The organism is Pseudoalteromonas sp. 2CM39R, assembly GCF_023161845.1.
This window is the reverse complement of the sequence record NZ_JALNTM010000016.1, coordinates 68173-93360: the sequence shown is the minus strand read 5'-3', so window position 1 is coordinate 93360 and position 25188 is coordinate 68173. Positions and strand designations below refer to the sequence as shown.

At 42.1% G+C, this 25188-nt stretch carries 19 protein-coding genes, 1 other RNA gene and 1 pseudogene; 10 read left to right on the top strand and 11 right to left on the bottom strand.

Going from position 1 to position 25188, the window contains the following annotated elements; all coding sequences use genetic code 11:
* Positions 1 to 84: 84 nt before the first annotated feature.
* The gene (locus tag MTF66_RS28235; protein ID WP_248529342.1) at positions 85 to 453 is read left to right on the top strand and encodes a septal ring lytic transglycosylase RlpA family protein; all 369 of its coding nucleotides are present in this window, start codon (positions 85 to 87) and stop codon (positions 451 to 453) included.
* Here the strand turns inward: MTF66_RS28235 and cydC are convergent.
* Genes cydC through MTF66_RS28210 form a run of 5 tightly spaced genes read right to left on the bottom strand, consistent with a single transcriptional unit; the run spans position 450 to position 6840 of the window.
* Positions 450 to 2210 (bottom strand): thiol reductant ABC exporter subunit CydC, encoded by a 1761-nt coding sequence (cydC, locus tag MTF66_RS28230; RefSeq protein WP_248529341.1) that lies wholly within the window; start codon positions 2208 to 2210, stop codon positions 450 to 452. The two genes, MTF66_RS28235 and cydC, sit on opposite strands and share 4 nt — an antisense overlap.
* Positions 2203 to 3963 (bottom strand): thiol reductant ABC exporter subunit CydD, encoded by a 1761-nt coding sequence (gene cydD / locus MTF66_RS28225; RefSeq protein ID WP_248529340.1) that lies wholly within the window; start codon positions 3961 to 3963, stop codon positions 2203 to 2205. Before cydD ends, cydC begins: the two co-directional genes overlap by 8 nt.
* Positions 3953 to 4105, bottom strand: a complete 153-nt coding sequence (gene cydX / locus MTF66_RS28220) for a cytochrome bd-I oxidase subunit CydX (protein ID WP_054553108.1) — start codon at positions 4103 to 4105, stop codon at positions 3953 to 3955. The genes cydD and cydX overlap by 11 nt, the downstream gene beginning before the upstream one ends.
* Positions 4106 to 4117: 12 nt before the next feature.
* On the bottom strand, positions 4118 to 5257 hold the full coding sequence (cydB, locus tag MTF66_RS28215) for a cytochrome d ubiquinol oxidase subunit II (RefSeq protein WP_055021939.1): 1140 nt from the start codon (positions 5255 to 5257) through the stop codon (positions 4118 to 4120).
* Positions 5254 to 6840 (bottom strand): cytochrome ubiquinol oxidase subunit I, encoded by a 1587-nt coding sequence (locus tag MTF66_RS28210; RefSeq protein WP_058586269.1) that lies wholly within the window; start codon positions 6838 to 6840, stop codon positions 5254 to 5256. Before MTF66_RS28210 ends, cydB begins: the two co-directional genes overlap by 4 nt.
* A 422-nt stretch (positions 6841 to 7262) precedes the next feature.
* Here MTF66_RS28210 and lpxB point away from each other — a divergent pair, with 422 nt between their 5' ends.
* From lpxB to MTF66_RS28180, 6 genes are all read left to right on the top strand, one after another.
* Positions 7263 to 8420 carry a lipid-A-disaccharide synthase gene (gene lpxB / locus MTF66_RS28205; RefSeq protein WP_248529339.1) on the top strand — a complete coding sequence of 386 codons (1158 nt, stop codon included), beginning with the start codon at positions 7263 to 7265 and terminating at the stop codon, positions 8418 to 8420.
* Entirely contained in the window at positions 8410 to 9015 is a 606-nt protein-coding gene (gene rnhB, locus MTF66_RS28200) for a ribonuclease HII (protein ID WP_055021941.1), read from the top strand. The genes lpxB and rnhB overlap by 11 nt, the downstream gene beginning before the upstream one ends.
* Complete coding sequence (gene dnaE / locus MTF66_RS28195; RefSeq protein WP_248529338.1) at positions 9015 to 12506, top strand: DNA polymerase III subunit alpha; 3492 nt, start codon at positions 9015 to 9017, stop codon at positions 12504 to 12506. Before rnhB ends, dnaE begins: the two co-directional genes overlap by 1 nt.
* 16 nt (positions 12507 to 12522) lie before the next feature.
* On the top strand, positions 12523 to 13479 hold the full coding sequence (gene accA / locus MTF66_RS28190; protein ID WP_054553102.1) for an acetyl-CoA carboxylase carboxyl transferase subunit alpha: 957 nt from the start codon (positions 12523 to 12525) through the stop codon (positions 13477 to 13479).
* A gap of 91 nt (positions 13480 to 13570) precedes the next feature.
* Complete coding sequence (tilS, locus tag MTF66_RS28185; RefSeq protein WP_248529337.1) at positions 13571 to 14881, top strand: tRNA lysidine(34) synthetase TilS; 1311 nt, start codon at positions 13571 to 13573, stop codon at positions 14879 to 14881.
* Positions 14874 to 15218, top strand: a complete 345-nt coding sequence (locus MTF66_RS28180) for a hypothetical protein (protein ID WP_248529336.1) — start codon at positions 14874 to 14876, stop codon at positions 15216 to 15218. The genes tilS and MTF66_RS28180 overlap by 8 nt, the downstream gene beginning before the upstream one ends.
* A gap of 25 nt (positions 15219 to 15243) precedes the next feature.
* Here MTF66_RS28180 and MTF66_RS28175 read toward each other — a convergent pair whose 3' ends face one another.
* A complete protein-coding gene (locus tag MTF66_RS28175; protein WP_248529335.1) occupies positions 15244 to 16140 on the bottom strand; it encodes a GGDEF domain-containing protein in 897 nt (298 codons plus the stop codon).
* 139 nt (positions 16141 to 16279) lie between these two features.
* On the opposite strand from MTF66_RS28175, the gene MTF66_RS28170 reads away from it, so the two are divergent.
* On the top strand, positions 16280 to 18253 hold the full coding sequence (locus MTF66_RS28170; protein ID WP_248529334.1) for a monovalent cation:proton antiporter family protein: 1974 nt from the start codon (positions 16280 to 16282) through the stop codon (positions 18251 to 18253).
* Between the two features lie 7 nt (positions 18254 to 18260).
* Here the strand turns inward: MTF66_RS28170 and MTF66_RS28165 are convergent, their stop codons facing one another.
* The gene (locus MTF66_RS28165) at positions 18261 to 19406 is read right to left on the bottom strand and encodes a patatin-like phospholipase family protein (RefSeq protein WP_248529333.1); all 1146 of its coding nucleotides are present in this window, start codon (positions 19404 to 19406) and stop codon (positions 18261 to 18263) included.
* A 134-nt stretch (positions 19407 to 19540) separates the two neighbouring features.
* Here MTF66_RS28165 and MTF66_RS28160 point away from each other — a divergent pair, with 134 nt between their 5' ends.
* Together MTF66_RS28160 and ffs are read left to right on the top strand one after the other, a co-directional pair.
* Entirely contained in the window at positions 19541 to 20404 is an 864-nt protein-coding gene (locus MTF66_RS28160) for a DUF3014 domain-containing protein (RefSeq protein WP_248529332.1), read from the top strand.
* A 136-nt stretch (positions 20405 to 20540) separates the two neighbouring features.
* Positions 20541 to 20637: signal recognition particle sRNA small type (gene ffs / locus MTF66_RS28155), an RNA gene on the top strand.
* Positions 20638 to 21109: 472 nt separating this feature from the next.
* On the opposite strand, the gene MTF66_RS28150 is transcribed toward ffs, so the two are convergent.
* From MTF66_RS28150 to MTF66_RS28135, 4 genes and pseudogenes are all read right to left on the bottom strand, one after another.
* Complete coding sequence (locus MTF66_RS28150) at positions 21110 to 22084, bottom strand: transposase (RefSeq protein ID WP_248529331.1); 975 nt, start codon at positions 22082 to 22084, stop codon at positions 21110 to 21112.
* 155 nt (positions 22085 to 22239) lie between these two features.
* Positions 22240 to 22380, bottom strand: a pseudogene (locus MTF66_RS28145) (transposase); the annotation flags it as partial.
* Between the two features lie 380 nt (positions 22381 to 22760).
* A complete protein-coding gene (locus MTF66_RS28140; RefSeq protein WP_058586260.1) occupies positions 22761 to 22961 on the bottom strand; it encodes a hypothetical protein in 201 nt (66 codons plus the stop codon).
* A 266-nt stretch (positions 22962 to 23227) separates the two neighbouring features.
* Positions 23228 to 25018: an ATP-binding protein gene (locus MTF66_RS28135; protein ID WP_248529330.1), complete on the bottom strand. Its 1791-nt coding sequence runs from the start codon at positions 25016 to 25018 to the stop codon at positions 23228 to 23230.
* Positions 25019 to 25188 lie beyond the last annotated feature (170 nt).

The following is a 25188-nucleotide window of genomic DNA, read 5'->3' as shown; positions in this document are numbered from 1 at the left end:
CTTAAGGTGGCTTTTTTGTTTTTACAGTTCAGGTTTTGCTAAGTCAGTGCTTGCTATCTTCACGGCAAAAAAGGATCTACTAATATGAACAAACTCATCGTTTTTGCATTATTAAGCTTAATTATAAGTGGTTGTAGTAGTGTGCCTTCGGTATCTAAAGGAACAATAGAAAAAGGCAAAGCCAGTTATTACGCTGATAAATATCATGGCCGAACGACAGCAAGTGGTGAGGTGTTTAATCAACAGGCATTGAGCGCGGCTCATCAAACGCTTGGTTTTGGCAGCAGAGTAAAAGTTACTAATATTGCTAACAATAAAAGCGTGATTGTTACCATTAATGACCGCGGCCCATTTATCCGCGGTCGTATTATCGATTTATCAAAAAAGGCGTTTTCACAAATTGCCTCAGTCAAGCAAGGTGTGATTGACGTCACTGTTGAGCAGCTCGATTAAAAACGGGTAATAAGCTCTACGTAGTCGGCTTCATTAGCTATTAATTCAGCATGACTTGAAAGGGCTCTTACTTGTCCTTGCTCTAACCAAATAACCTTATCAACACGACTTAGCATTGCTGGGTCGTGGGTAATGGTCAACATGGTTTTCTCTGCCCATACTTTCTCAAGTGTAGTCAGCAAGTTTTGCTTTGTATTGTTATCTAGGCTCTCTGTTGGTTCATCAAGAATGATTAAATTACCTTGCCTTAATAGAGCTTGGGCAATGGCAATACGACGTGACTGACCATGAGAAAGCTTTCTGCCTGCGGTTCCTAAGCGGGTATTAAGGCCGGTTTTTAAGTTCTTAAGCCAAGAGCCAAGTTCAGCTTGTTCACAGGCCTCAATAAGCATCTTATCTGTTGCATCAGGAGCTGCATAGCGAAGATTTTCACGTAGCGTGCCATCAAAAATATGATGCTGCTGGGCAACTATCGTTAGCTGCTTAAAGCGTGTTGCAGTGCTCAAGCTTTCAAGTTCAAAGTTATCTTGCTTGGTGGTGAGCTTTAATGAGCCTGATTGCAGCGGCCAAAGGCCCGTCAGTAAGTTAACTAGAGTGGTTTTGCCACTGCCACTAGCACCGACTAGGGCAACTTTACTGCCGGGTGTAATCGCAAAATTGATATTGCTAAGGGCTTTACTTTTTGCCCCCAAGTATTGGTAATTGACCTCGCTTAGCTCAAGACCAAGCCCTGATTTGTCAGCTAATTGGTTTGCTAGCTGATCATCTAAGTTGTTTGGCTTTTCGGCTAAGCTGCTGTGTTTATCTTCAAGATCAAACAGTCGCTTTGCGGCACTTAAAGTAAGCGGCAACTCAATAAATGCCGTAGGCAGGGTGAGCACGGTTTCAAAGCTTGCTAATACAAATAACGCGAGCATCGCCAGTTCAACGTTTTTCATAGTCCCCATTGCAACCAGTGGAATTATCATAAATACACTGGCCAGCATGGTAAGTTGGATCACCAAAGTGCTTAAACCATTACTATTTGCCACGGCTTTGTGGCGATTATAGAGCTGGTTGTTGTATTGTTTACTGAGTGAGTCACAATGCGCTAATTGCGCCGCCTGTGCTTGATAGACAGCAAGCTCTCTGGCACCTGATAGTGTATCGGCAAGTTCAGCTCTTAACTCGGCTGAAAGTTGGGTTTCAGTATCCGCTTGTTGGTGAAGCTTATGGCTTAACAATGCGGGAAGCAGCACGCCAATAATCATCAGTGAAGTAAAGCAAACTAATGCAACCTCAGCGTTATACATGGCCATGAAGGCCATTACGATAGGAATGCTGATCAAGGCGACAATAATCGGCAGCAGCACATTGAGGTAGAATTTATCCAGCGCATCGACATCATTCTGTAGCCGGTTGAATAAATCGCTACTACGACTCATTGCTAAGTCAACGTTGTTCAGTTGGCTCAGAGTCTTGAACATGTTTACGCGTATTTCGCTCAGCAATAAAAAGGTAGCATTATGAGTTATCATCCGCTCACCGTAACGAGACGCTGTGCGCACGATAGCTAAAAAGCGGATCACTCCAGCTGGGGTAAAGTAATTCATCTGCACACCCGCAATGCCCGCCGCTGCCATGGCTGCTAAAAACCACCCAGATATAGCGAGCAAGCCCACATTAGCGAGTACAGTTAAGCTTGCTAAAAAAGCCCCTAAAAGCAGCATGCCAGCATGAGGTTTGCACAGTTTTAAAAGACGTATAAAGTTATGCATGGGCGTCACCTTGGCTCACCAGTTTAGCAAATAGGCCAGCTTGCTCAGTCAGTTGCTGGTACTGACCAGATTCAACAATGTGACCTTGTTGCATAACGTAAATATTATCGGCGTGTTTAACTGTATTCAGTCGGTGAGCAATAACCAGTACTAAATGGTCTTTTGCATAATCGCGGATCGCTTGGTTGATTAAATGCTCTGTTTGGCTGTCTAAGTGAGCGGTAGGCTCATCTAACATCAGCACTGGGGCATTCTTCAAAAATGCACGGGCAAGGGCTATGCGCTGCTTTTGCCCACCAGAGAGGCCTTCGCCTTGTTCACCTAGCAAGGTATCAAAGCCATCAGGTAATGCAGTAATAAACTCAAGTGCTCCAGCTTTACTTGCTGCTTCATCGAGCTCTGTTTGACTTGCATCGGGTTTAGCTAAACGCAGGTTCTCTGCAACGGTCCGATAAAATAACGTGGCTTGCTGTGGGATCCACGCCAGATTTGCTTGCCAATCAGCTAATGCAGTATCACTAAGTGGTTGCCCGTTAATGCTAATGGCACTATTGGCCCGATGATGAAAACCCAATAGGCAATCAAATAAGGTACTTTTACCCGAGCCACTTTCACCCACAAAGGCAATTAAGCCTGTGCTTGGCAGGGTTAAGTTGATATCAGTTACCCCTTCGTTTGTTTCAGGGTAGTGAAAGGTAAGCGCACTCAGCTGTATATCTTTTATCGGTAACTCAAGCTTAGATGACCCGACATGTTCATCAGCGTCGCTTTGATTGATTATGTCGACCATATCAGCAGCGGCACTGATCCCTTCGAGCTTCGCATGATAGTGAGTGCCCATTTGTCGAAGTGGTAAGTAAAACTCAGGAGCCAGTAGTAACACCACAAATCCAGTGGCAAAATCGAGCGTACCAAAAAACAATCTAAAGCCAATGATTACAGCAACAAGGGCAACACTAATGGTGGCTAAAAACTCAAGGGCGAAAGACGATAAAAAGGCGACTTTCAATACACCCATGGTTGCTCCACGGTAATCATCAGAAATCTGACTGATGCTATTTAGCTCACGCTTGGTTGCATTAAAGAGCTTGAGTTGAGTCAGGCCTTGTAAACGGTCAAAAAAGTAATTACCAAGTACTGCCAGTTGTTGCCAACGTTCTTGGTTTAATTGCTCAGCTTTATGGCCCACTAATATCATGAAAAAGGGGATAAGTGGCGCTGTTAAAAGGAAGATGAGGCCTGCTTTGTAATCGGTTGGAAAAATCACCACCAATATCGCTAATGGAATAAGCGCGCTGTAAGCCACACTCGGAATATAGTTGGCGTAATATTGATGCAGTGCTTCCACCCCATTATGTAAGGTGTTAAGTGTTGCGCCGTGACCTTTTTGTTCACTGTAGGCTGGCCCAAGTTTGCTGAGCCTTTCTAGCAGTGTATTACGCATCACGTTTTTTATCTTTAACGCGGCGAGGTTACTCACGCGTTCACTTAGCGCAACCAACAAAGCACGAACTAAAATTAGCCCAGCCAGCGGCCATAATAATGGGCTTACGGCTTGCAAGTTTGCTTGTGCAAACATGACTTGATGAGCCACGTTTGCAAGAAGATAACAAGAGGCAATCATTAATAGGGCGTTGAGTGTGCCCAGACTAATGCTTAATTTAAGAAGCCCTGAAGCGGACTGACTATACTGCTTTAAAAAAGCGCGCAGCGTTTGCTGCTGCGCGCGATTTGGTCGGGGTTTAGTTGTCATCGGTGTTTTTGAGTCTCGCGTACAGCTCTAGCTCATCATCAGCAATCGAATCTTTATGTTGGTGAAATTCGTACCACATTACGTTGATCACCCCAAGTGTACAGGCTAATAGAACACCTAAAATCCAGGCAAAATACCACATATTTAAATCTCCTTAATAGCTACCGTGAGTGTTGTTTTCAATTTCACTAATCGTTACTTTGCGCCACATCTTCACATAACACCATGTTGTGTAGATAAGAATAAGTGGTACAAAAATAACCGCAGCGATAAACATCACGTTAAGTGTCATATGGCTCGAAACCGCATCCCACATAGTTAAACTAATATTTGGGTTGTTGCTCGAAGGCATCACAAACGGGAACATTGACATACCTGCAGTTAAGATCACGCCTGCAAGCATTAAGCTTGACGCAGCCAATGCCATTGCTGGTTTTTGTAATTTAGATAACACAATCGCCAGTGCTGCCATCACGAATGCTAGGGCAGGGAACAGCATGGTTAATGGCATTTTTGTATAGTTATCAAGCCATGCACCCGGTGCCTGCGTGACTGTTTTAGCCAACGGGTTTGCAAAACCTTGAGTATCGCCCATGCTAACGATTTTATAACCGTCAATTTGCGATACCCACACACCTGCTAAAGCAAACAGTACAATAAACGCCATCAGTGCATATTGACCATATTGTGCTGAGCGTTTAGCAACCTCTGCATCAGTACGAAGTTGTAACCACATACCTGCGTGACCAACTAGCATTAGTACACTCACTAAGCCAACAACAATGGCAAATGGGTTTAATAACGCAAAGAATGAACCTTGATAACTTACGCGCAGTAGGTCGTCGATATGATAAGGCACGCCCAGTAATAAGTTACCAAATGCCACACCAAATACTAAAGCGGGAATAAAGCTGCCAGCAAATAGGCCCCAATCCCAGTTGTTTCGCCAGCGCGGTGAATCTATTTTTGAGCGATAATCAAAACCAAGCGGTCTGAAAAATAACGCAAATAACACCAGCATCATAGCAAAGTAGAAGCCTGAGAAAGCGGCCGCGTATACCATAGGCCAAGCCGCAAACAGCGCGCCCCCAGCGGTGATGAACCAAACTTGGTTACCATCCCAGTGAGCGCCAATGGTGTTAATTACAGTACGGCGTTCAACATCTGTTTTACCAACTAGGCGAAGCAAAATTGCCACACCCATATCCATACCATCGGTTACTGCAAAGCCAATTAGTAAGACACCAATTAACAGCCACCAGATTAGTTTTAGTGTTTCGTAATCAAAAATCATGACTGAGCTCCTTGGCTTGCAAGTGAATCCGCTTTAGCAAGTTCATGGTGATATTTACCGGTATGAAGTGAGCTTGGGCCTTGTTTAATAAAGCGCAGCATCAGCCAGCCTTCTACAGCAGCTAGACCTGTATAGAAAACTAAGAAACCAGTAATACTAATCAATAAGTCATTCACCGTGAGTGACGAGGTTGCCAAGAAGGTCGGTAAGATTTCCGAAATTGCCCACGGTTGGCGGCCGTATTCCGCAACAATCCAACCAAATTCAATGGCAATCCAAGGCAGAGGAATACTCCATACCGCAGCCCATAATAACCAGCGCTTTTGCTCAATAATGCGGTGTGCGTTGTAATAAAATGCGAGGACGAATACACCAAGCATGATCACGCCACAGCCAACCATGATTCTAAATGACCAGAACATAGGGCCGACTTGAGGGATTGAGTCTTTCACTGCTTTTTGAATGTGCTCTTCTGTTGCATCTACCACATTAGGGGTGTAGCGCTTAAGTAGCAAACCATAGCCAAGGTCGTCTTTTAAGGTATCGAACTTTGCAATGTTTTCTGGGGTGTCTTCACCGCCACGAAGCTTTTCTAAGTATTCGTATGCAATCATACCGTTACGAATACGTTCTTCGTGCTGCTTTTCAAGATCTTTAATACCCGTTACTTGCTCGTCAATAGAGCGAGTAGCAATGATGCCAAGTGCATAAGGGATTTTTACAGCGGCATGGGTGACTTGTTCTTCTGAGTCAGGAATACCAACCAAAGTAAATGCGGCAGGGGCTTCTTCGGTATGCCACTCAGCTTCAATAGTTGCGAGTTTGACTTTTTGCACTTCGCCAACTTCGTAGCCAGATTCATCACCAAGTAAAATAACACAAAGAATAGACGCTAAACCAAACCCTGAAGCAACCGAGAACGAACGCTTAGCAAAAGCAAGGTCGCGACCTTTTAAGATGTACCAGCTACTAATACCAAGTACAAACATAGATGCTGCAACATAACCTGCTGATACGGTATGAATAAACTTAACTTGTGCGACTGGGTTAAATACCAATTCAGCAAAGCTAGTCATTTCCATGCGCATGGTTTGGTAGTTAAATTCAGCACCTACTGGATTTTGCATCCAACCATTTGCTACTAAAATCCATAGCGCAGATAAGTTAGTCCCTAATGCCATTAAGAAGGTAGCACCTAGATGCTGACGTTTACTCAAACGCTCCCAGCCTAAAAAGAACATACCGACAAAGGTTGATTCTAAGAAGAAAGCCATTAAGCCTTCAATCGCTAGCGGTGCGCCAAATATATCGCCCACATAGTGAGAGTAATAAGACCAGTTGGTACCAAACTCAAACTCCATGGTTAGACCTGTCGCCACACCAATCGCAAAGTTAATACCAAACAACTTACCCCAGAACTTAGTCATATCACGATAAATTTCGCGACCTGTCATCACGTAAACGGATTCCATGATCACTAAAATCCACGTCATACCTAAGGTAAGGGGAACAAATAGGAAGTGAAATAGGGCAGTGATTGCAAATTGCAATCGCGATAGATCCACAAATGTTTCATCTATCATTATTTAGCTCCTTGTTAGCGGGTGCGGTAGACACGACAAATATTGATTATGAAGTTTCAGTAATTATTGAAACTTTGTGAATATTAAACCTGTATTCATTTTAGTCAATAGGAAAATACGAAATAAAGATGAATTAATCCTGCTCACCTTTTCTACAGATTAGAGATAAAGCTCTAAAGTTTCAAATATTTAATCGTTATAAAAAGCCGTTTTGCTATGGCTTATTTTATTCTTTTTTAAGCTCTTTTTAGATAGTAGCTAGTAAACCTGCAGGCTACACACGCAAATAAATGCTCAACCAATGAGCAAGTAGGCAGGCTAATTTCGATTTCTAGTATTTATTAACTCTGTGACATTTATCCGACTGCTAAAACACGGTAAACTCGTTTTTATTAGTGCCAAAAGTTGCGAATTATCAACGAATGAAAGAACAAACAAAGCCGTTACGTATTGCCTTGGTGGCAGGTGAGTTATCAGGTGATATTTTAGGTGAAGGGCTAGTAAAAGCACTTAAACGCCGTTTTCCGGATGCCATATTTGAAGGGATTGCAGGCCCGCGTATGCAAGCGGCTGGCTGTAAAACATTATTCGATATGGACGAATTATCTGTAATGGGCCTAGTTGAAGTACTTGGCCGATTACCGCGCCTACTAAAAATACGCAAACAATTGGTGCAGCATTTTATCGACAACCCACCAGATGTATTTATTGGTATTGATGCCCCTGACTTTAACTTACGTGTCGAAAAGCCGCTAAAAGAGGCGGGCATCAAAACAGTACAATATGTTAGCCCATCAGTGTGGGCGTGGCGCGAAAAACGTATTCATAAAATCAGTGCCGCCACTAATTTAGTGCTGGCACTTTTACCGTTCGAAAAAGCCTTTTACGATAAGCACGATGTACCTTGTACGTTTGTGGGTCATACTTTGGCTGATGATATTGCCCTTGAGCACGACCAAACCGAGGCTCGTAACCAACTAGGTTTAGCACAAACTGATAAAGTGCTTGCATTACTACCAGGTAGCCGAGGTTCTGAAGTAGGGCTTTTAAGCGAAACATACATTGAAACAGCGGCTAAACTGCAAGCGCAAAACCCTGAACTCAAAATTGTGGTGCCTTTAGTCAATGAAAAACGAAAAGCTCAGTTTTGTGAAATTTTAGAAAAAACAGCCCCTGAACTAAAACTGCAATTATTAGATGGTCAGTCAAATCTTGCAATGCAAGCCGCTGATGCCATTTTACTTGCCTCAGGAACCGCAACGCTTGAAGGTATGCTGTATAAAAAGCCGATGGTTGTGGGCTACAAAATTAAGCCGCTGAGTTACTGGATTTTCAAAACCTTATTCACTTTTAACATTAAGTATTTCTCGTTGCCTAATTTATTAGCCGATGAAGAACTCGTTCCAGAATACTTACAAACTGAATGTAATGTTGAAAACCTATCGGCTGCGCTAACACCAATGCTTAATACTGATAACAGCGAACTAAAAGCGCGCTTTTTAGCCATACATAAAGACATTAGATTAAATGCCAATGAACAAGCTGCAGCAGCAGTCGCGGAGTTACTAAATGCAAATTGAACGACCGAATGTTAATTATATTGCTGGTGTAGATGAAGTTGGCCGTGGTCCATTAGTGGGTGATGTTGTTACCGCTGCGGTAATATTGGACCCAAATAAGCCTATTGCAGGGTTAGCAGATTCTAAAAAGTTATCAGACAAAAAACGTCAATTATTAGCTGCAGAAATAAAAGAAAAAGCCCTGTGCTATGCTATTGGTCGTTGTAGTCCAAGCGAGATTGACGAGTTAAATATTTTGCACGCCACTATGCTCGCGATGAGCCGCGCGGTTGAAGGCTTAAGCGTAAAGCCTGAGTTTGTCTTTATTGATGGTAACCGTGTGCCTAGCCAATTAACTGTGCCAGCACAGGCGGTAGTAAAAGGCGATAGCCTAGTTGAAGAGATTTCAGCGGCATCTATTTTAGCGAAAGTTGCTCGTGATGATGAAATGATTGAGCTTGATAAGCGTTATCCTGACTATGGTTTTGCAGGCCATAAAGGTTACCCAACTAAGGCACACTTTGCTGCACTTGAACAATACGGTGCTATTGCAGAGCATCGTAAAAGCTTTAAACCTGTTCAGCGCATTTTGGCCTTAAAAGGAGAGCAACTGTAATGCCTGCGCCACAATTTGTTCACTTACGTGTTCACTCAGATTTCTCAATGGTGGATGGCCTAGCTAAAACTAAGCCAATTGTCGCTAAAGCAGAAGAGTTGCAAATGCCTGCGTTGGCTATCACCGATCAGATGAACTTATGTGGTTTGGTGCGTTTTTATGGCGCTGCCCATGGCGCTGGTATTAAGCCTATTGTTGGCGCAGACTTTTGGTTAAGAAGCCCTGAATTTGAAGATGAACCTAGCCGAATTACCATCTTAGCGAAAGATAACGAGGGTTATAAGAACCTCACCTTGTTGATCTCTAAAGCGTACCAGCGTGGACATCTATTTCACCGCCCTGTGGTTGACCGTGAATGGCTGGTGGAGCACAAAAATGGCCTAATTTTATTATCTGGCGCTAAAGATGGCGACTTAGGTAAAGCCCTATTAAAAGGTAACCCTGGGCTTATTGAATCGGTCGTTAGCTTTTATAAGCAACATTTTAGCGATCATTATTACATTGAGCTTATTCGTACGGAACGTGCTTTAGAAGAAGACTATTTACACCTAGCTGTTGAGCTTGCTACAAAAGAGCAGTTACCTGTAGTGGCAACTAACGAAGTGGTGTTTTTAAAACCAGAAAACTTTGAAGCCCATGAAATCCGCGTGGCAATCCATGACGGTTACACCTTAGAAGATAAACGTAGACCAAAACGTTTTTCTGAGCAGCAATATCTTAAAACAGCAGAGCAAATGGCTGAGCTATTTAGCGATATTCCTGAAGCGTTAGAAAACACCGTTGAAATTGCTAAGCGCTGTAATGTGACCGTGCAGCTAGGAACTTACTTCTTACCAGATTACCCAACCGGTTCACTGAAAATTGAAGACTTCTTGGTTAAGGTTTCTGAAGATGGCCTTGAAGAGCGTTTACAGTTTTTATTCCCAGATGAGCAAGAGCGTAAAGAGAAACGTGGCGAGTATGATGAGCGTCTGAAAATAGAGCTCGACGTAATCAACCAAATGGGTTTCCCAGGTTACTTCTTGATCGTAATGGAGTTCATTCAGTGGAGTAAAGATAACAATATTCCGGTAGGTCCAGGGCGTGGTTCGGGTGCCGGTTCATTGGTTGCGTATGCACTGAAGATCACCGACCTCGACCCACTCGAATTTGACTTATTATTCGAACGTTTCTTGAACCCAGAACGTATCTCAATGCCCGATTTCGACGTCGATTTCTGTATGGATAGGCGTGATGAGGTAATTGATCACGTAGCGGCGCTTTATGGCCGTGACGCGGTATCTCAGATCATTACCTTTGGTACCATGGCTGCAAAAGCGGTTATTCGTGACGTAGGCCGTGTACTTGGTCACCCTTACGGCTTTGTTGATCGTATTTCTAAACTAGTACCGGGCGATCCGGGTATGACCTTGGCTAAAGCGTTTGATGTTGAGCCTCGTTTACAAGAAGCCTACGACGGTGATGAAGAGGTCAAAGAGCTTATTGATATGTGTCGCATCCTCGAAGGCTGTACACGTAACGCCGGTAAACACGCTGGTGGTGTTGTAATATCACCAACCACTATCACTGACTTTGCTGCTCTTTATTGTGATGATGAGGGTAAATTCCCGGTAACGCAATTTGATAAAAACGACGTTGAGACGGCGGGTTTAGTTAAGTTTGACTTCTTAGGTCTAAGAACACTAACCATCTTGCAGTGGGCAATTGATATGACTAACGAGCGCTTAGCTCGTGAGGGTAAAAAGCCGGTTGATATCAACGCCATCCCACTTGATGATAAGCCAAGTATTGAGTTATTGCTACGCGCCGAAACCACCGCGGTATTCCAGTTAGAATCGCGTGGTATGAAAGACCTTATTCGTCGTCTAAAACCCGACTGCTTCGAAGATATGATCGCACTGGTAGCACTATTCCGCCCTGGTCCATTGCAATCAGGCATGGTAGATAACTTTATCGACCGTAAGCATGGCCGCGAAGAGTTATCTTATCCTGATGTGCAGTGGCAACACGATAGCTTGATACCCATTCTAGAACCGACTTACGGTATCATTCTTTATCAAGAACAGGTAATGCAGATTGCCCAGGTACTGGCTGGTTATACGCTAGGTGGCGCTGACATGCTGCGTCGTGCGATGGGTAAGAAAAAGCCAGAGGAGATGGCAAAGCAACGTTCAACCTTCGAAGAAGGAGCTGTTAATAACGGAGTTGATGGCGAACTTGCAATGAAAATCTTCGACTTGGTAGAGAAGTTCGCAGGTTATGGTTTTAACAAATCTCACTCAGCTGCTTATGCCTTAGTATCGTACCAAACGTTGTGGATGAAAACCCACTACCCAGCAGAGTTTATGGCTGCGGTAATGTCGGCGGATATGGATAACACCGATAAAATTGTTACCTTGGTAGATGAATGTGAAAACATGAAACTGACCTTGTTACCGCCGGATGTAAATGCCGGTGAGTACAAGTTTACGGTTAATCTACAAGGTGAAATTGTTTACGGTATCGGTGCCATTAAAGGGGTTGGTGAGGCGCCTGTTGAAGCTATTCTAGAAGCCCGTAGCGAAGGTGGCCCGTTTAAAGACTTATTTGATTTTTGTGCCCGTGTTGACTTAAAGCGCTTAAACAAGCGTGTTGTTGAAAAGCTTATTTATGCCGGAGCGCTCGATCAACTTGGCCCAGATAAAACCCAACCAGGCCGTGCAACCTTATTAGCAAGCTTAAAAGATGCTATGCGAGCGGCCGATCAGCATCATAAGGCTGAGTCATTAGGGCAGGCAGATTTATTTGGATTACTTGCCACAGAGCCAGATGAAGTTGAACAAGCATTTATCAAAGCCACAGATTTAACCGACAATGAGTGGCTAGATGGTGAGAAAGAAACTTTAGGTCTGTATTTAACTGGCCACCCAATTAATCAGTATCGTAAAGAGTTAAAGCATTATACATCAGGAAGGCTAGTCGATTTACAACCTACTAACCGCGATGTGCAGTCTACCGCCGCAGGCTTAGTGATTTCTGCCCGTACCTTGATAAACAAAAAGGGAAATCGATGGGGTCTTGTAACTTTAGATGACAAGAGTGCCCGTATTGATGTACGCTTGTTCCCTGAACAGTTTGAAATGTACCAAGATTTGCTGCAAGTAAACAATATCTTGGTAATATCTGGACAGGTCAGCTTTGATAACTTCTCTGGTGGCATTACAATGACCGCTAGAGACATATGCACCATCGCACAGGCGCGAGAAAAACGTATAAAAGCGATTAAAATGACCTTGAATATGGTGCAGATCGAGGCGAACTTCTTCGATAATTTACAAAAAGTACTGGAACCTTATAAGTTTGGTACTTGTCCTATTAAAGTATTCTATCAACGTCCGGATGCGTTGGCTGAGATTACCTTAGGAACCGAATGGTGTGTTACGCCGAGTGATGACTTGCTTCATAAGTTATCGCTGATGGCGGCGCAAGATGTAGAACTAGAATTTAATTAATTAGGTAGTTTAGAGCATGAGCCTCAATTATCTTGATTTTGAGCTTCCAATCGCAGAATTAGAAGCAAAAATTGAAGAATTACAAAATGTAAGCCGCGCTGGCGAATTAGACCTTGGATTAGAAGAGGAAGTCAGTCGATTAAAAGAGAAAAGTGCTGAAATGAAAGAGAAAATTTTCTCTGAATTAGGTGCTTGGCAGGTTTCTCAGTTAGCCCGTCATCCGTTGCGTCCTTATACTCGTGATTACATCGAGCGCATTTTCACGGAATTTGACGAACTAGCAGGCGACCGTACTTTTGCTAACGACCCAGCTATTTTAGGTGGTGTTGCACGTTTTGAAGGTCAACCAGTGATGGTTATCGGCCAACAAAAAGGGCGTGACACGGCTGAAAAAATTAAACGCAACTTTGGTATGCCAAAGCCAGAAGGTTACCGTAAAGCATTACGCCTAATGGAAATGGCTGAGCGTTTCAAAATGCCAATTATGACATTTATCGACACCCCAGGTGCATACCCAGGTGTTGGCGCTGAAGAGCGTGGTCAAAGTGAAGCAATTGCGCGTAACCTTAAAGTTATGGCCGCGTTAAAAGTACCAACTATCTGTACTGTTATCGGTGAAGGTGGTTCTGGTGGTGCATTAGCAATTGGTGTGGGCGACCGCGTTAACATGTTGCAATACAGCACTTACTCTGTAATTTCTCCAGAAGGTTGTGCATCAATTTTATGGAAAAGCGCAGACAAGGCACCATTAGCTGCAGAAGCAATGGGTGTAACAGCTGCACGTGTTAAAGAGCTTGATTTAATCAACAACGTAATTGATGAGCCACTTGGTGGCGCACATCGTAATTACGATGCGATGGCGCGTAACCTTAAAAACCAACTTAAGCGTGACCTAGCTGACTTACAAGGCCTTTCACTAGATGAAATGCTTGATCAGCGTTACAAACGTTTAATGTCGTTTGGCTATTGCTAAACACAGCTTAAAATTGAAAAAAGCCGCTTTTGCGGCTTTTTTTGTTTTATAATGCCGATAACACAGACGCTTGTATACTCATTGGTTTTTAATGCAAACATCAGACTTATACCACCATTTTTTAGCACAATTGCAGCCTTTGCTGAACGCTCAGCAAAGTTGCTTTAGCGTTGCCTTATCTGGCGGTGTTGATTCGGTTGTATTGTTACAGTTAATGAAGCAAGCTCAACAGCAGCACTCAGAACTTAAAATTGAAGCTGTGTATGTTAATCATGGCTTGAGCAAGTATGCCGATGAGTGGCAAGGGTTTTGCCAATCGCTATGTGAAGAGCTCGATGTCGCATTTAAAGCGGTGCACGTTGAAATTCATCAGTGCTCGCGTACATCACTTGAGGCACAAGCAAGAGAAGCAAGATACCAAGCACTCGACGAAAACTGTATATCAGGTAGTGTGATACTGCTTGGTCAGCACTTAAATGATCAACTTGAGACCTTCTTGCTTCGTCTAAAGCGCGGCTCAGGCTTGCAAGGCTTAGCATCGATGCCACAAACGCGATTGTTAGCGTCTGGGCGAGTATGTTTTAGACCGCTGATTAATATCACTCGTGAGCAAATTGAACAATTTGCCGATGAATTTGCTATTACCCATATCACCGATGATTCAAATGTTGATGAGCGCTTTGACCGCAATTTTTTACGTCATCAGGTTCTGCCTATTTTAACGGAGCGTTTTCAAGGGTTTGAAAAAAGTGCAGCGCGCAGTATTCGGCTGTTACAAAAGCAGCAATCACTGCTCGATGAATATACTCAAAGCGACCTTACACACTGCCAAAATAAGCAGGGTGGTTTAAGCTGCGAGGCAATTTCGGGGTTTAGTAAGCCCAGGCAAGCAAACCTTGTACGTGCGTGGCTGAACCAGTTTACCCATCAACTACCTTCTGAGAATCAGCTACAGCAAATTATTGAACAAGGCTTAACAGCAAAAGCCGATGCCCAGTTAAAAATTTGTTTGCAAAGCGGCGATGTTCGTCGGCATCAGCAGCATTGGTACTTTGTAAAAGAGCAGGCAATTCCTGAGGCGATGAATATTGCTTTACAGAGTTTTGAACTGATTGATGGCCGAAAACTAATAGTGAAAACGGGCAAGGGTATTAGAAAACCAAAGCCGGATGAGCAAGTAAGGGTTGAATTTAATAAGCCACAAGCGCGTATAAAACCTTTGCATAAACCCGGTTCAAATACTTTAAAGCATTGGTTTAAAGATGCCAAAGTAGCTCCTTGGTTACGTGCACAAACACCACTAATTTTTTATAACGATCAACTTGTGCAAGTCGTTGGCTACTTTATTAGTGAGCAGCACAGTGTTGAAGATGGAATTCTATGGGAGACAATCTATGAGTGAACAACCACATGTTGGTTTATCACTAGTTAATAAGGCACCACTTGGCTTTATGTTGTCGGTGCTAGTAGCTGTAGTTGCCGGTTTTGCTTATGCAGAGCTGACAATAAATACACTTTTTTATGCGCTAGCTGGCGGCTTAGTTTGCTCATTATTGCTGCTAGGTTACTGGTCAGGCAAAGGCGGTATTTTCTTTATTCTAGGCGTACTTACGCCGTTGGCTTTAGTGATGGTATCGCCCCTTACCACCATGGCTGCCTTGCTTTACTTATTAAGCGGCTTCTTCGCTGGTTTTTGGTTAGTATTACTTGGTTATAAATTTATAAACAAAAAAGCCTAGCGGGGGATGCTAGGCTTTTACTCAATTAGTAAGCTCTTGCACAGTTTCTTCCTGCTGCTTTTGCCTTATAAAGGCCTTTGTCAGCACGGGCAAACACTTCGTTTTCGCAGTCTTGGTTATTGGCGAGTGTATAACCAATGCTTGCTGTTACATCATATTGAGCCATCAACCCTGAGCTAGCAACCAAACTCATAATACGATCAGCAATTACCTTATTAGTGGTGAATTCAGGGTCGTCGATTAATAATGCAAATTCATCTCCACCAAAGCGGAAAATTGAGTCAGTGCCACGCACGCTAGTGCGTAATACATTAGCAAATTCTTGCAGTACATCATCGCCAATTTTATGACCAAAGTTATCGTTAACTTGTTTAAAGTTATCTAAATCAAGCAGCATTAAACTAAATGGACGATGCTGACGGCGACAACGTTCTAGCTTTTGTGCCAAGCTGTCATTAAATTGACTACGGTTGTTTAAGCCTGTTAGCGCATCTTTAGTCGCTAAACGTAATACGCGGGTATACATAAGCGCATTACGTAATGGGTAAACGAGTGCTGTATGAAGCTGCTTTAATTTTGCTTCAATCGCTTTACCCATAGGGAACTGGCTAAAATAAATTAACTGCCCTAAGCGTTCACTTTCGATATCTAAATCAAAAGAGTACGGTGTTTGACTGGTATCGCTGCCAGCACTTTGTGACACTCCGAGTGCAGATTGGAACTGTAATCCAGATAAATTGATCAGTTGTTTTGCGTGTTCGGCAAAAATTGTCAAAATTTCTTCGATTGATAACGTAGTTTGTAACCTTGCGACCAAATCATGTGGACTATTTGTTTCATTTATTCGGTAATGCTCTGCCGAAAACGGCAGAAACTCGCCTCGCGCAGACACCCGCTGCGTCAAAATATGGACATTTTCCATGATAATTCTCCCCCCGGAGTGTTTAGATACTCATACTTAGCGAGATTTGTGCCACATTTTTAAACTGGCTGAAAAACAGATGGTTGCTATATTTAAGGGAGGGTACAGCTTTATCATCAAGTAGAAGGGAGTTTATTGCTTGCAAAATGTGCTGATTCAAGTGTTTGGCTTGCTCGTCGCTGCCGTATTATTTGTTTGGTTCTTCAAACGAATTGGTTTACCACCTATTCTTGCTTATCTTGCTACGGGCGTGTTGGCGGGGAGTCATGGTATTGGCTGGATGGCGCAAAGCCACGAAATGCACTTTGTTGCCGAACTCGGCATTGTATTTTTACTGTTTAGTTTAGGGCTTGAGTTTTCATTGCCGCGTTTAATGGCGATGCGCAATATTGTTTTTGGCCTTGGCTCCTTACAGGTTGTGGTGACCAGCATTGTATTTATGCTGATTTTACTGCTGTTAGAGCACAGCCTTTTGAATAGTTTTACCATCGCCAGTTTAATGGCGCTGTCTTCAACGGCGGTGGTGGTTAAGTTACTTAAAGAGTCTGGAGATTTAAACCAGCGCCGCGGCCAGTTGGCAATAGGGGTGTTGCTATTTCAAGATATTGCTGTTGTCCCTCTACTCATAGTTTATCCTTTACTAGCACAAAGTGGCTCTGAAGAAATTGCAGGAGCATTGGCTTTTGCACTTACTAAAGGCGCTTTAGTGTGTATTTTATTGTTTGGCATAGGTAAATGGATTTTGCCTAAAGTGTTTAGCGAAATAGCGCTGGTAAGAACCGATGAGCTATTCATGCTAACGACTTTATTGGTTGCCTTGTTTGCCGCAGGCCTGACTTATCTATTTGGTTTATCGATGGCGTTAGGCGCCTTTTTAGCCGGCATGATGTTAGGAGAAAGCCATTATCGTCACCAACTAGAAGCCGATATTCGGCCGTTTCGCGATATATTGATGGGACTATTCTTTGTTACCGTCGGTATGCAGTTAGATGTGCTTTATGTACTTAATAGTTGGTACTGGATCATCGCGGTATTAATTGGCTTATTGCTATTCAAAATTGCGGTGCTTGCTATTTCTGCGCAAGTGATGGGTGAGCGTAAGCAAGATGCGGTATCGGCGGGTATTATGCTTTGGCAAATGGGGGAATTTGGCTTTGTGTTAATTGCACTTGCTTCGCAGCACTTGTTAATAAGCTCAGAGCAAGCTTCATTTTTAATAGCAGTTGGCGTACTTTCAATGGCGCTAACGCCTTACCTAATTGAAAAAACACCGCTAATCCTCGAAAAAATGGGCCTTTTAAGTCATGCAGGACAGTATTGGCAGCAGCCTGCGACAAGTAGCCCCTTGTATCAAAATCATATTGTGATCTGTGGCTTTTCTCGTGTTGGGCAAACCGTAGCACGCTTTTTAAAACCAGAAGCGATTGAATACGTAGCGGTTGAAAGTAACCCTATCTTATTGCAAGAAGCAAAAGCGGCAGGCGAGCCGGTTATATTTGGCCATGTGAACCAAAAAGATATTTTAAAATCGGCGGGCGTAGAGCGGGCAAGGCTAGTCATTATTACCTTTACCGATTTTGAGCAAACGCAAATTGTTGTTGATGCCATCAAACAAATAGCCCCTGACGTTAAGATACTGGTACGAATGCGCGATGATACCGAAATGGAAACGCTTAAAGAGCTCGGTGTTACTGAGGTTGTGCCTGAAACACTCGAAGCAAGCCTAATGCTAGTTTCGCATGTGCTTTATATGTCTGGCGTGCCGATGACACGGATCATACGCCGAGTAAGTAAAGAGCGGCGCAATCGTTATAAGTTTTTAAATGGCTTTTTCACTGGCGATAAACTCGATGGCGAAGAGGCAAGTTCAGATAGGCTTGAGTATTTACATGTTATAGCTCTGCCAGAACACGCTTATGCGGTTAATCAGAAAATTAGTGAGCTTAAACTTGAGCAGCGCCGTGTGTCGGTTAGAGCACTGCGCCGACAAGACCGAGAAATTGACGAACCTTCATCACAAACTATTTTATTGGCAGGCGACATTTTAGTGTTGCAAGGCAAACCTCGCCGAGTAGAGCGGGTAGAGAGGTTTTTACTCGACGGTATGGAGTAGCTATTAGCTACTCCAGCTCTAAGAATTTACGAATTTCAGGTAGCTTTTTAAGGCCATCTTGGTAGCCAATTTCAATGAGCTTTTGGGTATAACGTTTTTCAAACAGTAAGTAGCTCGTTAAACTCGATTGCGAACGTTTCTTCACACCTATCATGCGTAGTAACACTTTGATTGCCATGGGCATGTCATCATAAAACTGAGCTGCGATTGCATTAAAGTTTTGCGATGGGTTGATCACGCAAGTTTCGATTTGTTTTAACTCTTGGTGTTTGTCGCGGGCAGGTAACAGGCTTAGCGTGCGATTGATACGCTCTAAACGCTCTAAATCAGACTGTAGCGTGTCGGTAAATACGCTATCGAGTAAGTGACCTGCAATATTAGAAAGGCCCGGGTAATGAGGCTGGTAACCCGGCGGATGCAATTCTTTTGGCTCATCAACACCAATAATAAAGATTTTTTCTGCACCTAAGTGAATGGACGGACTCAGTGGCGAAAGTTGGTGAATAGAGCCGTCGCCAAAATAGTGGTTATAAACATTCACGCTTGGGAATACCATAGGAATAGCGCTCGATGCCATTAAGTGCTCAACATTAATGCGGGTTGCTTGCCCTTCACGCTTTGCTCTGCGCCACGGTTTTTGTGTAAGTGACTGAAAAAATGCGACAGAGTCACCAGTTGTGTAGCTCGAAGCTGTAATCGATACTGCATCTAGGTAGTTTTTATGTAGATTTCGTTCGATACGCGATAAATCGAGTATTTCGTGCAACAGTTTTCTCAGCGGTTTATTGTTCAGTAAACTCGCTGGTGGGTGATTAATATGTTCAGATTGAAAACTTGTGAGCATGTTGCGAGTAATATGCAAAAACACACTTAAAAAGTCGCTTTTATAAACCTGAGAGGTCGAAAAATTTTTCCACACCCATTCAAGTTTTTTACATGCTAAATGCGCACAGGATGCATAACATGCTAACGCTGCGGAATTAATTGCGCCAGCGGATGTCCCATTAATAATAGTAAAGGGCAGCGGTGCTGTACGAGGCATGCTTTGCGTTATCGCCTTAAGCACACCAACTTGATAAGCCGCTCGTGCGCCACCACCTGTTAGTAATAAAGCGATTTTAGAGTGTTGTGTTTTTTTTAACTTACTGCTCATGGTTGCATTTAAATAGTTGTGCGTCTTTACTTTATTTATCAACTGTAAGTCTTTAAGCTAGAAGAAGCAAAGATTAGCTCAAGGCTAAATGGTTTTTTCGTATTTTTATCTGTTTTATTTTTAAGGGAGTGTCTATGTCAGAGCATTCGTCAGAGCCTGAAGTACAAAAGGGTTCATCAAATAACAACCTGATTTTTGCGGTGGTTGTGCTTATCCTTGTTGCAGGTGTGGCAGCGTTTATTTTATTGAAGCCTGAAGATAAACCAGTGCAAGTTGTTGAAGATATTGTTGCAGAAGAAGCGCCAGTTGTTGAGTATCAAGAGCCTGAACCAGAACCTGAAGTAACAGAGCCTGAGCCAGAACCTGTTGTAGTGGATACTGCTCCAGAGCGCACTCCAGAGCCAGTTCCGGAAGTTGAGCCACTACCAACGTTAAATGAAAGCGATGAAGTCGTTGTTGCTCGCATGGATGAGTTACTAAGTGACCAAGTGATGAGCTTAATGGTGACCGATGACCTTATTCGTCGCGGGGTTGTGTATGTTGATAACATCGCAAAAGGTAAAGTGGCATTAAGCCATGCACCTGTAGAGCGCCCTAAAGAATCATTTAAAGTTATTGAGGGCGACATTTTAACAATCGACCCAAATAGCTATGAGCGCTACACGCCATACGTAAAACTATTTACCAGCCTTAGCGCTGCTCAAGTTATTCGTATGTACGATGAATACAAACCACTTATCAACGAAGCTTATGCAGAAATTGGCTACGAAGGTGATGCATTCACTGGCACGCTAGAAGAGGCTATTGACGTACTGCTTGATACGCCAGAGCCAAAAGGTGATATGCCACTTGTTCGCAACTCAGTTACGTATCAATATGCTTATTCTGAGTGGGAAAACCTACCTGATGCGCAAAAACAATTACTGCGTATGGGCCCAGAAAATATGAAAAAAGTAAAAGCTGCGCTGCGCAACATTAAAGCTGAACTTGAAAAGTAAGCGATAACCCCCTTAATTACAGTGCGATTGTATACCAAGTATGCAATCGCACTTTCTTTTTCGAATACCCCTTGAATAACAGGCTAAAAGTAGAGATAATCCCTCCCGCGCCAAACAAGGCCCTCAATGGTAGTCTTATTGGTCCTCTCGCAACACTAGCAGGTGAACCTGGTCAGGCCCGGAAGGGAGCAGCCACAGCGTGTGACGTGTGTGCCGAGATGCGGCTGGTAAGACTGCCACCCAAAATCTTCTTTGGGTGACTTTCTTCATTTAAATTCCATTTTAAAGCTTTCTTTAGAACTCTTTTTTATTCTGTATTAATTAAACTTAACTTTAAGTATGTTGTTTATTTTTAAGTTATCGAGACATCCACTTTAGAATTAATTAGACACCCACATTAAAAAAGAGTTACCTAGACACCCACATTAAAAATGTGAACTTCGTTTTTATGTACATGATTGATTTGAAGGAGACACTGTTAGTCAGGTACAGGCTATAAAAACTATTAAGACACCCACTATAGTAAATACTCTTAATAGCAAGCTCTAAAAGCGACTTGCTTAGTCATTCTAAATTAATCTACTCAATTGGTTTGTGCATAGAATGTTATGTTTTTATGATTCAGTAGTGATTGTCTGATTAGTGCCTGATTTCGGGCAAGCTTAGTCCAAATGCAGGCTACTTTAAACATTTTCGAGTTTCGGTTTAGGCAAATAGTGCACGACTAGTGCTAATAGAGCTTCTTCGTTTTCGTTTCATATGATTTGTATAAGCTGTGATTGCTTGTTCTTTACCTGCAGTATTTTTAAATGAGCGGGTAAAGGACGTGGTGAGTGTGAGCCAGTTGTCAGTACAAATACCTAGTCTTTCAAGTATTGGTAACGCATCTTCTGGGATTTTCCCTGGCTTATCTTGTCGTATTGAACGGCCTGTCCAATCTACAAGTTGCAGATATGTCTTGAGTTCAAATGGTAGTCCCTTAGGCATATGTTTTCGTGGTTTACCTGCAAAGCGCATAAGTGATTTCGGTTGCTTATTATTTTGAGCTGCATTAATTCTAGATTTAATACTGGTGTAGTCAGATTGCTCAGGTAAATCAGCCGCTTTTGCTCTTACAGGGTTCAAATCAACATATGCAAGGCAAGCGGCAAGTGCTGCTTCATCAAGTAAAGCTTGTGATTTAAAACGACCTTCCCAAAATCGTCCTTTACATTCATCCTCTAGATTCGCTTTTCGTGCAATACCCTCGTTAAGAACTCGCATAAACCAACTAATACTGCTGAGCCGTTCTCGGTATAAATTTACTCTGGTATTAACCGCAGCGAGTTCAGCTTGTGTTAGCAAATCGCCATTTAAGAATCGTTGGCAAAGAAATGTACTTTTGAATAATTTGTGCCATCTAATAAGAATTGCTTTATTATTTAGACGCTTAGCTTTTGCTATATCGATGTGCAGGACTAGATGAGTGTGATTACTCATAACAGCGTAGGCACAAATATCAATACAAAATATCCGGCCAAGTTGAAGTAGTTTGTTTTCAACCCAATCGCGCCGATGTTCATATGAACGACCCGTTAGTGGGTCTTGTCCACACAAATAAGCGCGACGAACGCAACGTGAAATGCAGTGATAGTAAGGTGTGTTTGAAACGCTAATTAAGTTTCTACGTGGGGTTGCCATGCTCTTCTCCTCCATGAGTTGAACAATTTAAGTTTAGTCATAATTTTGAGAAGTGAGAAATTTTAAGTTGGGTGTCTAGTTAGAGGTTGTTTTGTTTATAGGTTTACTCTGTGGAGTAATAGAAATTAAGATAATTAAGATGGGTGTCTTATATTTACACAATCGCGCCGATGTTCATATGAACGACCCGTTAGTGGGTCTTGTCCACACAAATAAGCGCGACGAACGCAACGTGAAATGCAGTGATAGTAAGGTGTGTTTGAAACGCTAATTAAGTTTCTACGTGGGGTTGCCATGCTCTTCTCCTCCATGAGTTGAACAATTTAAGTTTAGTCATAATTTTGAGAAGTGAGAAATTTTAAGTTGGGTGTCTAGTTAGAGGTTGTTTTGTTTATAGGTTTACTCTGTGGAGTAATAGAAATTAAGATAATTAAGATGGGTGTCTTATATTTACATTTATAGGTTTACTCTGTGGAGTAATAGAAATTAAGATGGGTGTCTTATATTTACAATTAAATGCATACGTATTCACAATGTGGTTACATAATCGATTAAATAGCAATAGTACGCTTAATTATAGTTGGATGGGGGCTAAATACTTAAATGATTAAATAGGGTGGGGAAATATGTAAAACGACAGCAAGAAAAAGCTAAGCTGTCGTTTAAATGTGCCGAGCTAGGCTGAAATCATAAAAGTAGATTTACTGGCATCCCAGCTGATCAGTTTTTTAATTTCTAGCTCTTTTATAATGGTTAGTAATTCAGAGTCACTTAGACAACAGCCTTGTTTTAATGTATCGAGTGATATCTCTTTATTACGGCTATGAAGCTTAGAGGCCAACATAATACGGTAGATTAATTTTGACTTACGGTTCATAACGCATCTCCTCCACATTTTGGTTGATAGCATTTTAGTTGCTACTTGGTTTTATAATTAGGTGTAATGTGTACTGATGATTTTTTCGACTATGAGGGATCTTTTTAGTTAAGTCAATCAAAATAGAACAAGATTTGTACAGCGCTATGGATGAGGGTGTTAGCAGAAAATTATAACTTCAACTAGTTGAAAATATTAAATAAATTTTTAAACTTGGTATATTCAAATAATTAAAAATCAGTGGGTTATTACTTTTTTACAATAACTTAATCCACCAGTTCGTCGCGGCTAACAGCAATAACATCATGCAGTGATTTAAATAGTAAATGCTTTTCAATGGGTTTGCCTACATGGCCACTAAAACCACAGTTCATGTATTCGATTATATTTTCTTTCATCACATTGGCAGTTAAAGCAATAACAGGCACCTCTTTATCAATACTACGAATATGTGAGCAGGCTTCTATCCCCCCCATAATTGGCATTTGTATATCCATTAAAACTAAAATGGGGCTGAGTTGTTTAAATAGCTCGACTGCTTCAGCGCCATCTTTTGCAAAATGAAGATCTGCGTTGGTTTCTGCAAGCATTGATTTGATGATCATAGTATTGAGTGGGTTATCTTCAGCAATCAATAGTGTTTTAGCCGATAAGTCAGGTGTGGTTACATCAGTAAAGCTATCATTTAAGTGTTGCTTTTCAGAGACTTTGAGCGGTAAATAAACCGTGAAATGAGTGCCTTTACCGAGCGCGCTGTCTACATCAATACGGCCGTTCATACGGTTAATGAGATTAGCGGTGATCGACATTCCTAATCCTGTCCCACCAAAACGCCGCGTTATGCTGTTATCGGCTTGCTGAAAACGGTTAAACAGATGCATTAAACCCTCTTTATTCATACCAATGCCGGTATCAATCACTTCTATCTCAACACCTTGTTTTTGGCTTTGCGAAGATTTACTAATTTTTACTTGCACGCCACCTTGCTCGGTAAATTTAACGGCGTTAGAAACCAGGTTTAAAATAATTTGTCGAACCCGAACTGGGTCTCCTATCCATAAATCTTCAACGTCATCGTCTATATCTATGTTTAGTTCGATTGCTTTTTCGTTACAAAGCGGCAGAAAATCAGAATTGATCGACTCAACAACCTTCGACATCGAAAAATCTACCTGTTCAATATAAAGCTCGTTCGCCTCCATTTTCGAAAAGTCTAAAATATCGTTGATAATGGTAAGGAGTGATCGACAAGAAAACAGTGCCTTAGAAACAACTTCTATATTTTTCGGTTTTTGAATGTTCGGCTGCAAAATTTGTAAAAGCCCCATAATGCCATTAAGTGGGGTGCGTATTTCATGACTCATATTAGCTAAAAATTCTGATTTTATTCTCGCTCCTTCTACCGCACGCTCAGTGAGCTCAATCTGTTGTTTATATGAGTTTGATAGCTTTCTAAAGTAAATAAGCAATATGCTGGTGAGCAATATGATTGTTAGCACATGCACGATGTAAGCAATTTGGAAATTTTCATCAATGGCGATGCTTTTATCTTTAAGCATAAAGTTTACATGTTGCTCGAACGCGGCAAGTGCCTTTAGTGCTGCTGTGTCATCTACCTTTACTTTAGTATCTATCTGCTCGCTTGTTGCGCCATTAGCTATCATTCTTATAACAATATCGAGTTTATCTTCATATTCAATAACCGTTTTTTTAACGTCAGTAAGTGCTGTTTTGTCGTACTCTTTTATTGCGCCAAGTTTGGCAAGAATCTCTTTTATTTCGATGAGTTCATTTTCAATGGGCGGAAGATACAGTTCTGTATTTTTTCTAAGCACTAGGTTTTTAAAATGGTGAATAAAGCCACCATAACCGAGTCTTTGTATTAGCTTGTCGTGAAATACATAAACGTTAGCGGCGGTTTTTGAATAGTCATGCCATTGTGAGTCGACATTTTTGTAAAAGAATAATGAGGTAACAGTAAGCGATGTTACTAATGCAATCACGATAATTGCATTCACTTTCAACTTGTTTTTAGTTTGCTGCAGTGCTTTTGTCATCAGTCTACGGCGCCTATCCTGTTGTTATTTTAAGCATAGCAGTATTTTTTTCGTTCACATAAGAAAGGGCTCAATTCAGAATGGCTTTTTGTGAGGATAAAAAACCTTAACAACTAAGGTAAAAATAACTTAAAGCGAATAATAAGCTCTTTATAAAAAGTTTGAAATCA

What these genes read in the sequence shown, in the direction of transcription:
- MTF66_RS28235 (WP_248529342.1), top strand. Translation starts at nt 85, where the DNA reads ATGAACAAACTCATCGTTTTTGCATTATTAAGCTTAATTATAAGTGGT.
- cydC (WP_248529341.1), bottom strand. Translation starts at nt 2,210, where the DNA reads ATGCATAACTTTATACGTCTTTTAAAACTGTGCAAACCTCATGCTGGC.
- cydD (WP_248529340.1), bottom strand. Translation starts at nt 3,963, where the DNA reads ATGACAACTAAACCCCGACCAAATCGCGCGCAGCAGCAAACGCTGCGC.
- cydX (WP_054553108.1), bottom strand. Translation starts at nt 4,105, where the DNA reads ATGTGGTATTTTGCCTGGATTTTAGGTGTTCTATTAGCCTGTACACTT.
- cydB (WP_055021939.1), bottom strand. Translation starts at nt 5,257, where the DNA reads ATGATTTTTGATTACGAAACACTAAAACTAATCTGGTGGCTGTTAATT.
- MTF66_RS28210 (WP_058586269.1), bottom strand. Translation starts at nt 6,840, where the DNA reads ATGATAGATGAAACATTTGTGGATCTATCGCGATTGCAATTTGCAATC.
- lpxB (WP_248529339.1), top strand. Translation starts at nt 7,263, where the DNA reads ATGAAAGAACAAACAAAGCCGTTACGTATTGCCTTGGTGGCAGGTGAG.
- rnhB (WP_055021941.1), top strand. Translation starts at nt 8,410, where the DNA reads ATGCAAATTGAACGACCGAATGTTAATTATATTGCTGGTGTAGATGAA.
- dnaE (WP_248529338.1), top strand. Translation starts at nt 9,015, where the DNA reads ATGCCTGCGCCACAATTTGTTCACTTACGTGTTCACTCAGATTTCTCA.
- accA (WP_054553102.1), top strand. Translation starts at nt 12,523, where the DNA reads ATGAGCCTCAATTATCTTGATTTTGAGCTTCCAATCGCAGAATTAGAA.
- tilS (WP_248529337.1), top strand. Translation starts at nt 13,571, where the DNA reads ATGCAAACATCAGACTTATACCACCATTTTTTAGCACAATTGCAGCCT.
- MTF66_RS28180 (WP_248529336.1), top strand. Translation starts at nt 14,874, where the DNA reads ATGAGTGAACAACCACATGTTGGTTTATCACTAGTTAATAAGGCACCA.
- MTF66_RS28175 (WP_248529335.1), bottom strand. Translation starts at nt 16,140, where the DNA reads ATGGAAAATGTCCATATTTTGACGCAGCGGGTGTCTGCGCGAGGCGAG.
- MTF66_RS28165 (WP_248529333.1), bottom strand. Translation starts at nt 19,406, where the DNA reads ATGAGCAGTAAGTTAAAAAAAACACAACACTCTAAAATCGCTTTATTA.
- MTF66_RS28160 (WP_248529332.1), top strand. Translation starts at nt 19,541, where the DNA reads ATGTCAGAGCATTCGTCAGAGCCTGAAGTACAAAAGGGTTCATCAAAT.
- MTF66_RS28150 (WP_248529331.1), bottom strand. Translation starts at nt 22,084, where the DNA reads ATGGCAACCCCACGTAGAAACTTAATTAGCGTTTCAAACACACCTTAC.
- MTF66_RS28140 (WP_058586260.1), bottom strand. Translation starts at nt 22,961, where the DNA reads ATGAACCGTAAGTCAAAATTAATCTACCGTATTATGTTGGCCTCTAAG.
- MTF66_RS28135 (WP_248529330.1), bottom strand. Translation starts at nt 25,018, where the DNA reads ATGACAAAAGCACTGCAGCAAACTAAAAACAAGTTGAAAGTGAATGCA.